This window comes from Halochromatium glycolicum (assembly GCF_016584085.1).
Lineage (GTDB): Bacteria > Pseudomonadota > Gammaproteobacteria > Chromatiales > Chromatiaceae > Lamprobacter > Lamprobacter glycolicus.
This window is the reverse complement of sequence record NZ_NRSJ01000078.1, coordinates 1-9,084: the sequence shown is the minus strand read 5'-3', so window position 1 is coordinate 9,084 and position 9,084 is coordinate 1. Positions and strand designations below refer to the sequence as shown.

Sequence of the window (9,084 nt, the reverse complement as noted above, 5' to 3'; positions counted from 1 at the left end):
AACGGCCCCAGACGGAGGTCATCGGCTTATTCAGGAACGCATGGCGCGGATTTCCATCGAGGCCCGGCGATCCTGCGTGATCGGCCAAACCGAGGCCGGATACATTGACGCAGTCTGTTCTCACCATCATGCCAGTGGTACTTGCGCCACCGGGGCGGACCATACATTTTTGATGATGAGGTGAAAGACCTGTGAAGTTAGAATTCGACCCCGAGGCTGACGCCGCCTATTTCGAGATTGCTTCTTCTGAGGTAGAGACCACCAAGGCGATCGAGCCGGGCATCAATGCCGACTACGACGCTGAGGGCCGGTTGGTCGGGATCGAGGTCCTGTCGGTGAGCAAACGCATCCGCCCGCAGTCGATGGACGACGCCGCCTGAGCAGGTCCGGCTCAAGCCTCGACACCTTGCGGAGTCGTTCGCACGCGCGCCGAGTCGTAGCCTTGCGCCGAGGCGATCGCCATCGCCTGCTCATGGTCGGCGGGGTCGAGCTGCGGTGTGCGCGCGATCAGCCATAGCCGTCGCCGGCTCGGCGTGCCCATCAGTGCCCATCGGTACTCGGGGTCGAGGCCGATGACCCAGAGATCGCCGCGAATCAGCTTGAAGAATCGCAGAATCAGCTTCGCGTTGCTCGGGTCCGCGGGCTGGACCATCCCATTGACCTCGGTGCGCCGCATCTTCGCTTTGGCGTTGTAGGACACCGTTTGCACGGTGATGCGGCCATCGGAGCGCTTCGCATAGGTTGCGGTCACGTTCACGCTGTGCTGCCCGAAGCCGTCGGCCTCCAGGTTCGGCAGTCTTGCGACCTCGAACCAGGTCCCAAGGAGGCGGTCAAGGTCGACCTGTGCCACGGTTGCAGGAGGATGGCGGGACGCAGCAGAGCGGCCCGACCGAACGCGCTGCAATAGTCGACGTAGGTTCTTCATTGGTTGCGCTCAGTGACCGCGCTTCTCGCGCCGCTGCAGCCAGACCTCGAGCCCTTGGGCGTTCAGTTCCAGGTCCACCGCGAGCAGTTCTCGCATTCGAGCTTCATCCAGCGTGCTGCCCAGGGCGCGTGCATCTGCGAGCAGGTGCGCTGTGATCGCGTCCTTGATCCGGTCCTTGCGCCCGTCTTGCGGCTGGCCAATGTCTGGCTGATCGGCATGCAACCGATCGGCATGCGCCCGATCGGCATGCGCCCGATCGGCATGCGGTTGGTCAGCGTGGTTAAGGGCGATGGCCGCGAGGTCGCGGATGCTGCGCCTGAGTCGGTCGACCTGCTGCGCCGGGGCGTCGAGGCGGCCGTAGTGCGTCAGGAAGGCTGCCATGGGCTCAAGCGCAAGCAGCCGGTCCAGGCTCCGCTGCCAAGCGTCCGGATCGAAGGCGACCGGCGTGGTCGGGGCGAACAGCCAGGGGCCGGCGGCGGTGTCGAATGCGCGGTAGGCGATGCCGAAGGTGTCGCCGGTGAAGACCCCGCCGGAGGCTTCGTCGAAGATGCACCCGTGGTGGTTGGCATGGCCGGGTGTATGGATGAAGGTCAGCGGCCGACCAGCGAGCTCGAAGGCCTGGCCGTCGGCGGCGGCGATGACGCGCGCTTCGGGCACCGGCTGCAAGGCGCCGAAGTCGCGGGCGAAGGCGTCCTCACCGTAGACGGCGAGGGCGCCGGCGGTGAGCTTGGCGGGGTCGATCAGGTGCGGTGCGCCCTTGGGATGGCTGATCAGGGTCGCGTTCGGGCAGGCGGCCATCAGCACGCCGGCGCCGCCGGCATGATCGAGATGCACATGGGTCGGGATCACGTAGTCCACATGCTCGGGCGTCAGGCCGAGCTCGGCGATGAGGCCGAGCAGGCCGGGTACCGTATGGGCGGTACCGGTGTCGATGACGGCGAGCCGGTCGCGCTCGCGGAGCAGATAGCAGGCGGCGAGGCCGTCGCGGTAGAGACCGGTGTCGATACAGAAGACGCCGTCGGCGACGGCTTGGTAGGCAGCGGCGGGCATAACAGGTCAGCGGTCAGTGTCTGTTCGGCAGGCAATGCAGCCCGAAGGAGCGGAAGTCGGCGTCGAGGGCGAGGCAAATCGGCAATCCGAGACGCTGGTGAGCGCGTTACCGTTACTCGCATGGTTGGGCCATACGTCAGGCTTCGTCGTCAGTCTCATCCTCCCAAAGCAGATCGGCCATGACCCCCATGGCGTTGGATAGCCGCAATAGAGTATCAGCTCGCGGGATGCCCTTTCCGGTCTCGAACCGTGCCACCTGGGCCTGAGTGACGCCGGCGCGCCGCGCCAGCTCGCTTTGGCTCCACCCCAACCAGCGGCGCCACGCGCGCAGCAGGCTGTCACCGTCCTGCAGGTTCATCTTCACCACCTCGTGCGGCAAGGTCGCTCGTTTCTCGCCCTCAGGGTTCAAGAGGGCCTGATACTGCGCGATCAGCAGGACCGCAAAGGCCGGCTTCCCGTCCTGGTGGATGATCTGTACATCAGTAGGTGCGTTCATCACGCTTCTTGACCTCTTCGATCCAACTCACCTCGATAACGGTGTCGACCGTCATCAGCACGCGGTATGCGCCGACACGCAACCGATGGCTGTCGGCGTGATTGACGAGCGCGTTGACGTCGCAAGGTTTGCCTGCGGCGAAGTCTTCGATAGCCGCCAGGATGCTTCGTGTCGCCTCCGGGTTGCGCAGCCCCAGTCCCCCTGATTTCGTCGTGATCAGCGTGTTTGTCATGCAAACGTTCCATGCCGTGGACAGAGTGCAACGTTATCGTGAATCGCAAGCATCTCGAAGGGATCTTCTTGCTCCCCGGTGGGAATCTTTCCTACCATGAAACCCGGAGGTTCACCATCATGGCAAACGTCGAAAAGGTGAGTGTTGCGCTGACGCCGGAAATGTTGGCGGTCGTGCGCGAAGCCGTCGAGAGCGGCGAGTATGCGTCCAGCAGCGAGGTCATGCGCGAAGCGCTGCGGGAGTGGAAACGTCGGCGCGCCCTGGAGAGGAAAGACGTTGAGCAGCTGTGGCGTCTCTGGGAAGAGGGTCTGGCAAGTGGACCGGGACGTCATGCCGATATGGCGGCGATCAAGGCCGAGGCCCGGCGGCGGCTCGTTGCGGCGCAAGACACCGAGACAACAGGCGCGTGAGAGATCATCTCGACGATCAAGCGCACGGCCCAGGCCGAGGAAGACCTGATCGACATCTGGCTTTAAATCGCCCACGACGATGAGCGCGCCGCCGACCGCGTGCTTGATGACATCGAGGAGAAGCTCCTGCTTCTCGCCGACCAGCCGGGCCTTGGCCCGGCAAGGCCCGACATTGCGCCGGACCTTCGCTATTTCATGAAGGGGACCTGGTCGCTGCGGCCGGCGTAGAGCCTTGTCGCCTTTGGGTCCGAGCGGGCGGCCAGGGTCGACGAACTCCGGCAGTTGCCGGAACGCCTCCAGCCCTATAACGCGGCAGCTGGGCAGCACTGACGATGCGCACTGTCTTCCTGTCCCTGGAGCCCACCGGACTCGGTGCCCGCACCGTCGAGATTCACGCGATCCGGCGCCCTGGTCGACCGCCCGATGGGCCGCCCGTTCGAGCAGATCGAGAACCTGGTCGGCTATCATCGACACGCGATCGGCGCCTTGATCGCCGAACCACGCATGCGGAGAAATGCCATGACCATGGTCGTCGCGGCCGAGGCACCACCCCTGGCAGCGGATGCCGCCGGGGTCTTTCACGTGGGCAACTCCCGCGTGACGCTGGACACCGTGATCGGCGCCTTTTGCGATGGGGCCACTGCTGAAGAAATCGCGGATCAGTATCCGGCGATATCGCTCGGCCAGGTGTACGCCTGCGGCAGCCCGACATCGACTGGGTCCGCGTCCAGGACGTTGGCCTTTCGGGCGCGGACGATCCGACCGTGCTGGCATAGGCGGCCGAGCAGCAACGCATCCTTCTGACTCACGACGTTGCCACCATTACTGCATTCGCCTACGAGCGCGTGCGAACCGGCAAGGCCATGCCCGGCGTCTTCGAGGTCGGCCGTACGGTGGCGTTGCGCTCGGCCATCGACGACATCGTGCTCCTGGCGACCTGCAGCGAGGAAGGAGAGTGGGAGGGCCAAGTCCAGTACCTGCCGCTGCGATAGGCCGCGAACCTAGGGCCGTTTGGCATTATCTGCGCCGATCCGCCGCCCGCGCTGCGGACGCCGCAGAAGACTTAAGACCCGAGGCGTGCCCTTGCGGAGCAAGTCGAAGTGGTGGTCATAGGTCCACACCGGCAGGCACAGCCGTGCCGCGACAAGCGCCAAGGTGGCGTCGAACAGGGTGATGGACTGGTCGGGAAAGCGCCCGACCCACGTCGTAGCCTCACGATAGTCCTGCGGACTTGGATTGACCCACGCACTGCCCTCTCTCACGTCTTCCAACCAAGCCGCAGCGCTGCCGGCGCCGAGTCGGTACCGAATCAGCGTGTACGTCTCCAGCAGAATCGGATAGGCAAGTGCCACCGACAGACTCTGCTCGGCAAGGGCTTGCAGCTGTTCCTGCGCTCGGGCGTGGTACTGGTCGTCAGGGTCGACCGCTGCGTACAGTGGTCCGGTATCGGCAAGGACCGCGCGGGTCACGTCGCAGACGACGACAGGTAATGGTCGTGCGAGACGCTCACGTCCTCTTGGCCACTGCCGCGCTTAGCCGGGCGGATACGCAGCTTGGATGTGCTCGGCAGATAGCCGCGCTCGCCGAGGTATTCCCTCACGGCAGTTTGCACGACCGCGGTTAGCTGCACCGGGATGGCCTGCTCATCGACGAATCGCTCCAGCGCCTGCTCGAGGTCGTCGGGAAGGGTGATGGTTGCGCGTTTCATCAACGCAGCATATCACCAATTGGTGCAGTTGGTGAGGCTCGCGAGGCTCCATGAAACGACCCAGATCGGGACGAGTACTTCGAGACCAAGGACTACGAGGAGCGGGCGCCACACATGGGGTTTGTCGACGAGTACGACGAGCGGATGTTCTGGAGTCTGCTGGCGAGCAAGCGCGCGCATCGGGCTCTCGCCGCCGAGGAGGCCCTGAGCGCGAGCGGAGCGCTGGACGAGGAGCAGCGATCGATCAGGCTCTTCGAGATCATCGAGCGCTACGAGGATGTCTTTGCCGAGAGCGGTATCGAGTCCGTGCGGGTTGCCAAGAAGACGGCAGGGATTCACTGAGCCCGGTCGTTGGCGTCAGGGGACACGCTGGCATACCCGCGTTGCGCACGGCGCCAGGCGATCTCGCCGACCAGTTCGACGCCGGCCTCGTAGGATGCGACACCGGTGCTGTGCATCCGGCCGCGGTTCAAGCCGATGCCGCCCCAGACCTTGATCAGGGTCCAGTCGCCGAACAGATCCTGGCCGAGGAAGACCTGGTAGTAGAGGGCCTTCTCGGGGTTGATCCAGGAGCGTTGTGTCGCAGAAGGGGTCATGAGACGCAGCGTAGAATTGGAGCGACTGGCACGGCAGCTACCGCTGGCAGAAGCTCCACGTTGCCGCGGCCTATGTCGGTTTCGACTGGGACGGCGCCAGTCATCGTGCGATCAACGATTGCCAGGCCACGCGGGCAATTTGGCGGTACCTGGCCGGGCGCCGTAGAACGGAAAATCTCGTACGGTAAGCCGGCCAGGGGGAGCCCTAAATGCCGATCCGCTCGACCTCATCGAGGGAGACCTGATCGCTGCGGCGATCATAGAGCCGTGTCGTCTTCGGGTCCGAGTGCGCGGCCATCTGCTGGGCGTGCTCCAGCTTGGCCTCGGGGTGCTCCAGGTAGGCCGTGATGCCGGTGCCCCGGAAGGTGTGGTTGCAGATGCCAGGCGTGTCGATGCCGGCCTTCTTCGCCCGGCGCTTGACCATGGCCCAGGCGCGTTGCCGGTCGAGGCGGTTGGCGCCGAGCTGCTTGGTTTTGCGATCGACGGTCCGGAACAGCGGCCCGTTCGGGTCCTCGGCTAGCCCTGCGGCCTCGATGTACTCCTGGAGCCACTCCTTTAGATTGTGCTGGCAGGGCATCTCGTGGTGCTTGCCGCCTTTCTCGTGCAGGCGCACCCACAAGTGGTCCTGCTTGCGGTACACGTCCTTGACGTTCATGGTCACCGTCGCCGAGACCCGGGCGAAGGTGTCGATCATGAGCCCGATCAGCGCCCGGTCCCGCAGGCCGACCAGGGTATCGGTCGGGATCGACCGGCTCAGCTTCCGGGCCTCGGTCGGCGTCAGGATCGGCCTCTTGCCCTTGGTGTAGGAGAACTTCGGTCCCCGGACGAAAGACGCCGGGTTCGTATGCAGAACATGACCGGTGACCAGCCAGTCGAGCAGATGGCGTAGTGCCGCGAGCTGCTGCTTGACGCTCTGAGCCTCGTCGGTCCGCGCGGGCTTGCACCGGTGCGCGCCGCTCCTCGGGGAGTGTGTTCATCATATCAGTCAACGTCTTCATCGTTTGCCTCCGTTCTCTGCCGTCAGGCGCTTCAGATGCGCGTCGAAGCGCTCGTCGGCCTTGCGAACCAACTGCTTGTAGAAGCGCTTCTGCGCCGTTCCTGCCTTGTCACCGGCGACCAGCAGGTGATGTCCCGACGCTAATGGCGGACACCTAAGCCATCGACCTCCACCGGTGCCAAGATCGTCCCCGTACACCAGGAGCAGCTCCAGTAGCGTCTCGGTGAGTGCTTCCGGGAGTTGGATGTCCCGCTGCTGCGGGAGTGGTCCGACGGCCGCCGCGAGGCCCTGCTGTTCCTGGTCGAAGAGGAGTGCGCTGAGGTATCCGGACCAAGCCGAGACCATGTGCTGCTTCTGCGCCCAAAACCCGATCCGCTCGACCTCATGAAGGGGGACCTGGTCGCTGCGGTCGGCGTAGAGCCTTGTCGCCTTTGGGTCCGAGCGGGCGGCCAGGGTCGACGAACTCCGGCAGTTGCCGGAACGCCTCCAGCCCGACAACGCGGCAGGCGGGCAGCGCTGACGATGCGCACCGTCTTCCTGTCCCTGGAGACCACCGGACTCGGTGCCCGCACCGACGAGATTCACGCGATCCGGCGCCCTGGTCGACCGCCCGATGGGCCGCCCGTTCGAGCAGATCGAGAACCTGGTCGGCTATCATCGACACGCGATCGGCGCCTTGATCGCCGAGCAACCCATGCGGAGAAATGCCATGACCATGGTCGTCGCGGCCGAGGCACCACCCCTGGCAGCGGATGCCGCCGGGGTCTTTCACGTGGGCAACTCCCGCGTGACGCTGGACACCGTGATCGGCGCCTTTTGCGATGGGGCCACTGCTGAAGAAATCGCGGATCAGTATCCGGCGATATCGCTCGGCCAGGTGTACGCCGTCATCGCCTACTACCTGGCCCATACCGCCGAGGTGGACGACCACCTCCGGGCGCGTGAGCGGCGCGCGGCCGAGGTGCGGGAGGCGAACGAGCGGATCTTCGCTCCCGCCGGGAACCGAGCGCGCCTGATCGCGCGCCAGGCTGGGCCGGAGTCGGCGTGATCCGCTTGCTCGCTGCAACCGCCCTCCCAACCCGAGGTGATGCCCGATGAGTACGAAAGAGCTGATTGAACAAGCAATCGCACTACCTGTCGAGGAGCGCGCGCTGGTAGTGGACTCGCTGCTTCGGAGCCTGAATCCGCCGCAAGCCGACGTCGATGCCCAGTGGGCAGCTGAGGCCCGGCGCCGGCTCGCGGAGCTGCGCTCCGGTGAGGTCGAAGCCATCCCTGGCGAGGCCGTATTCGAGCGCGTCTGGGAACGCTTCAAGCGGTGAGCTATCGCTTCCATCCGGAGGCCGCAGCCGAGCTGGACCTGTCGATCGACTACTACGAGTCCATCGAACTCGGCCTCGGCTATGATTTCGCGCTTGAGGTGTACGACACGATCCAGCGCGTCCTCGACTTTCCCAAGGCTTGGCCCGCGCTCGACGGCGACGTCCGCCGATCACTCGTCCGGCGCTTCCCATACGGTGTGCTGTACAGCGAGGAGAACGACGGCATCCTGATCGTGGCGGTGATGAACCTTCACAGGGCATCGGACTACTGGAAGCACCGCGTCTGAGGCAACGCTTCTCGGGGTCGAAGGCTTCGCCAGCGCCAAGAAAATCGCCAAGCCCGAGACCGCCCTCGATGAAGAGCGCCAGGTGCGGACGGCTGCCGACCAGGCCGCGGCTGCGCTCCGGGTCGAGGTGGCCACGCTCACCGAGCGTGCGGCCAGGGCCGACGAGCTGCGGCGACTGTTGGAGGGCTTGCAGCCGGGTAAGGCGGCGAACGGCCGATCCTGAACAGGCTGCTGACCAATGCGCACCGTCTTCTTGGACCTAAAGACCGCCGGGCTCGATCTCCGCACGGACGAGATCCTCGAGATCGGGATCCTGGACGAGGACGGCCCCCGATGTGATCGATCTTCTGCTCGACAGCCTGGTCCGGCCCGAGCGACATCGCCGCTGGCCCGGCGCCGAGGCGATCCCCGGCATCGCACCGGACGATGTCGCGGACGCGCCGACGCTCGACGAGCTGCGCCGACGCATCATCGCCGCCGTCTACGACGCCCTGGTGGTGATCTACAACGCCCCGTTCGGCGCCGGCTTCCTGCGCGTCGAGCTGGAGGTCTCCGCTGAGGTCCGCTGTGCAATGCGGGAGTTCGCCGAGGTCTTCGGCGAGTGGAGCGACTGGCACGGCAGCTACCGCTGGCAGAAGCTCCACGTCGCCGCGACCTATATCGGTTTCGACTGGGACGGCGCCAGTCATCGCGCGATCAACGATTGCCAGGCCACGTGCCTATTCCGACGAACGTGACCGGCCGTGGACTCGCGCACGCACTGGACTTGGAATCGTCGACCCATCGGTCACGATCCGTCAACGGGCGGCGTGATGTCTCTGATGGTTGGTTCCTCCTCGGGTTTGTCTTGATTGCTTTTTTAAAACCAGCAGCCGTCGCGCCGCAGGCGTGCTCAGCGAGCGCCTGGGGTGGTGCGCCGGGCGGTGGGCAACGGGTACAGGAGTGGGGGCAAGGTGTGGGCAACCCGCGTGAGCGGGTTGTCCACGGCTTGTCCCCACGCCCGCCTGATGGGAATCAGGCGGCCTGCACGCGTTGTCCACGGTCCGGCGCTGGCACGGCGTTGC

At 65.3% G+C, this 9,084-nt stretch carries 20 protein-coding genes; 11 read left to right on the top strand and 9 right to left on the bottom strand.

All coding sequences use genetic code 11. The annotated features are described in order from the left end of the window. Nucleotides 1–191: 191 nt before the first annotated feature. Nucleotides 192–380, top strand: a complete 189-nt coding sequence (locus tag CKO40_RS22970; protein ID WP_200348786.1) for a DUF2283 domain-containing protein — start codon at nucleotides 192–194, stop codon at nucleotides 378–380. A gap of 11 nt (nucleotides 381–391) precedes the next feature. On the opposite strand, the gene CKO40_RS22965 is transcribed toward CKO40_RS22970, so the two are convergent. From CKO40_RS22965 to CKO40_RS22950, 4 genes are all read right to left on the bottom strand, one after another. Then, entirely contained in the window at nucleotides 392–850 is a 459-nt protein-coding gene (locus tag CKO40_RS22965) for a lipocalin family protein (protein ID WP_200348785.1), read from the bottom strand. 84 nt (nucleotides 851–934) lie between these two features. Then, nucleotides 935–1,975, bottom strand: coding sequence for an MBL fold metallo-hydrolase (locus CKO40_RS22960; RefSeq protein WP_200348784.1), 1,041 nt, complete (start codon nucleotides 1,973–1,975; stop codon nucleotides 935–937). A gap of 136 nt (nucleotides 1,976–2,111) precedes the next feature. Next, a complete protein-coding gene (locus CKO40_RS22955; protein WP_200348783.1) occupies nucleotides 2,112–2,471 on the bottom strand; it encodes a helix-turn-helix domain-containing protein in 360 nt (119 codons plus the stop codon). Next, a complete protein-coding gene (locus CKO40_RS22950; RefSeq protein WP_200348782.1) occupies nucleotides 2,455–2,703 on the bottom strand; it encodes a type II toxin-antitoxin system RelE family toxin in 249 nt (82 codons plus the stop codon). Before CKO40_RS22950 ends, CKO40_RS22955 begins: the two co-directional genes overlap by 17 nt. A gap of 119 nt (nucleotides 2,704–2,822) precedes the next feature. Here CKO40_RS22950 and CKO40_RS22945 point away from each other — a divergent pair, with 119 nt between their 5' ends. From CKO40_RS22945 to CKO40_RS22930, 4 genes are all read left to right on the top strand, one after another. After that, complete coding sequence (locus tag CKO40_RS22945) at nucleotides 2,823–3,113, top strand: type II toxin-antitoxin system ParD family antitoxin (protein WP_200348781.1); 291 nt, start codon at nucleotides 2,823–2,825, stop codon at nucleotides 3,111–3,113. Nucleotides 3,114–3,179: 66 nt separating this feature from the next. After that, nucleotides 3,180–3,341 carry a type II toxin-antitoxin system RelE/ParE family toxin gene (locus CKO40_RS22940; RefSeq protein WP_338074254.1) on the top strand — a complete coding sequence of 54 codons (162 nt, stop codon included), beginning with the start codon at nucleotides 3,180–3,182 and terminating at the stop codon, nucleotides 3,339–3,341. A 195-nt stretch (nucleotides 3,342–3,536) separates the two neighbouring features. Then, a complete protein-coding gene (locus CKO40_RS22935) occupies nucleotides 3,537–3,917 on the top strand; it encodes a DUF433 domain-containing protein (protein ID WP_200348779.1) in 381 nt (126 codons plus the stop codon). Between the two features lie 41 nt (nucleotides 3,918–3,958). Further along, entirely contained in the window at nucleotides 3,959–4,105 is a 147-nt protein-coding gene (locus CKO40_RS22930) for a hypothetical protein (protein WP_200348778.1), read from the top strand. A 9-nt stretch (nucleotides 4,106–4,114) separates the two neighbouring features. Here the strand turns inward: CKO40_RS22930 and CKO40_RS22925 are convergent, their stop codons facing one another. Both CKO40_RS22925 and CKO40_RS22920 read right to left on the bottom strand, forming a co-directional pair. Continuing rightward, nucleotides 4,115–4,582 carry a type II toxin-antitoxin system VapC family toxin gene (locus CKO40_RS22925; protein ID WP_200348777.1) on the bottom strand — a complete coding sequence of 156 codons (468 nt, stop codon included), beginning with the start codon at nucleotides 4,580–4,582 and terminating at the stop codon, nucleotides 4,115–4,117. Then, nucleotides 4,579–4,821, bottom strand: a complete 243-nt coding sequence (locus CKO40_RS22920) for a hypothetical protein (protein WP_200348776.1) — start codon at nucleotides 4,819–4,821, stop codon at nucleotides 4,579–4,581. Before CKO40_RS22920 ends, CKO40_RS22925 begins: the two co-directional genes overlap by 4 nt. Before the next feature lie 114 nt (nucleotides 4,822–4,935). Between CKO40_RS22920 and CKO40_RS22915 the strand changes: the two genes are divergently transcribed. After that, the gene (locus tag CKO40_RS22915; protein ID WP_200348775.1) at nucleotides 4,936–5,163 is read left to right on the top strand and encodes a hypothetical protein; all 228 of its coding nucleotides are present in this window, start codon (nucleotides 4,936–4,938) and stop codon (nucleotides 5,161–5,163) included. On the opposite strand, the gene CKO40_RS22910 is transcribed toward CKO40_RS22915, so the two are convergent. From CKO40_RS22910 to CKO40_RS22900, 3 genes are all read right to left on the bottom strand, one after another. Then, nucleotides 5,157–5,417, bottom strand: coding sequence for a WGR domain-containing protein (locus CKO40_RS22910; protein WP_200348774.1), 261 nt, complete (start codon nucleotides 5,415–5,417; stop codon nucleotides 5,157–5,159). The genes CKO40_RS22915 and CKO40_RS22910 overlap by 7 nt on opposite strands. A 205-nt stretch (nucleotides 5,418–5,622) precedes the next feature. Then, on the bottom strand, nucleotides 5,623–6,198 hold the full coding sequence (locus CKO40_RS22905) for a tyrosine-type recombinase/integrase (protein ID WP_420827409.1): 576 nt from the start codon (nucleotides 6,196–6,198) through the stop codon (nucleotides 5,623–5,625). Nucleotides 6,199–6,411: 213 nt separating this feature from the next. Then, nucleotides 6,412–6,999 carry a hypothetical protein gene (locus CKO40_RS22900; protein WP_200348773.1) on the bottom strand — a complete coding sequence of 196 codons (588 nt, stop codon included), beginning with the start codon at nucleotides 6,997–6,999 and terminating at the stop codon, nucleotides 6,412–6,414. 28 nt (nucleotides 7,000–7,027) lie between these two features. On the opposite strand from CKO40_RS22900, the gene CKO40_RS22895 reads away from it, so the two are divergent. The 5 genes from CKO40_RS22895 to CKO40_RS22875 all read left to right on the top strand — a co-directional run bounded on the left by CKO40_RS22895 (nucleotide 7,028) and on the right by CKO40_RS22875 (nucleotide 8,757). Continuing rightward, the gene (locus CKO40_RS22895; RefSeq protein ID WP_200348772.1) at nucleotides 7,028–7,462 is read left to right on the top strand and encodes a DUF433 domain-containing protein; all 435 of its coding nucleotides are present in this window, start codon (nucleotides 7,028–7,030) and stop codon (nucleotides 7,460–7,462) included. Nucleotides 7,463–7,508: 46 nt separating this feature from the next. Continuing rightward, the gene (locus CKO40_RS22890) at nucleotides 7,509–7,733 is read left to right on the top strand and encodes an addiction module protein (protein ID WP_200348771.1); all 225 of its coding nucleotides are present in this window, start codon (nucleotides 7,509–7,511) and stop codon (nucleotides 7,731–7,733) included. Continuing rightward, complete coding sequence (locus CKO40_RS22885) at nucleotides 7,730–8,020, top strand: type II toxin-antitoxin system RelE/ParE family toxin (protein ID WP_200348770.1); 291 nt, start codon at nucleotides 7,730–7,732, stop codon at nucleotides 8,018–8,020. The genes CKO40_RS22890 and CKO40_RS22885 overlap by 4 nt, the downstream gene beginning before the upstream one ends. Before the next feature lie 82 nt (nucleotides 8,021–8,102). After that, nucleotides 8,103–8,243, top strand: coding sequence for a hypothetical protein (locus CKO40_RS22880; protein ID WP_200348769.1), 141 nt, complete (start codon nucleotides 8,103–8,105; stop codon nucleotides 8,241–8,243). A 112-nt stretch (nucleotides 8,244–8,355) separates the two neighbouring features. Continuing rightward, the gene (locus CKO40_RS22875) at nucleotides 8,356–8,757 is read left to right on the top strand and encodes an exonuclease domain-containing protein (protein WP_200348768.1); all 402 of its coding nucleotides are present in this window, start codon (nucleotides 8,356–8,358) and stop codon (nucleotides 8,755–8,757) included. The last annotated feature ends 327 nt before the right edge of the window (nucleotides 8,758–9,084 follow it).

Excerpts from the sequence above, each read along its gene's own strand:
- CKO40_RS22955 (WP_200348783.1), bottom strand. The coding sequence starts at position 2,471 with ATGAACGCACCTACTGATGTACAGATCATCCACCAGGACGGGAAGCCG.
- CKO40_RS22945 (WP_200348781.1), top strand. The coding sequence starts at position 2,823 with ATGGCAAACGTCGAAAAGGTGAGTGTTGCGCTGACGCCGGAAATGTTG.
- CKO40_RS22950 (WP_200348782.1), bottom strand. The coding sequence starts at position 2,703 with ATGACAAACACGCTGATCACGACGAAATCAGGGGGACTGGGGCTGCGC.
- CKO40_RS22890 (WP_200348771.1), top strand. The coding sequence starts at position 7,509 with ATGAGTACGAAAGAGCTGATTGAACAAGCAATCGCACTACCTGTCGAG.
- CKO40_RS22935 (WP_200348779.1), top strand. The coding sequence starts at position 3,537 with ATGGGCCGCCCGTTCGAGCAGATCGAGAACCTGGTCGGCTATCATCGA.
- CKO40_RS22895 (WP_200348772.1), top strand. The coding sequence starts at position 7,028 with ATGGGCCGCCCGTTCGAGCAGATCGAGAACCTGGTCGGCTATCATCGA.
- CKO40_RS22920 (WP_200348776.1), bottom strand. The coding sequence starts at position 4,821 with ATGAAACGCGCAACCATCACCCTTCCCGACGACCTCGAGCAGGCGCTG.
- CKO40_RS22915 (WP_200348775.1), top strand. The coding sequence starts at position 4,936 with ATGGGGTTTGTCGACGAGTACGACGAGCGGATGTTCTGGAGTCTGCTG.
- CKO40_RS22910 (WP_200348774.1), bottom strand. The coding sequence starts at position 5,417 with ATGACCCCTTCTGCGACACAACGCTCCTGGATCAACCCCGAGAAGGCC.
- CKO40_RS22960 (WP_200348784.1), bottom strand. The coding sequence starts at position 1,975 with ATGCCCGCCGCTGCCTACCAAGCCGTCGCCGACGGCGTCTTCTGTATC.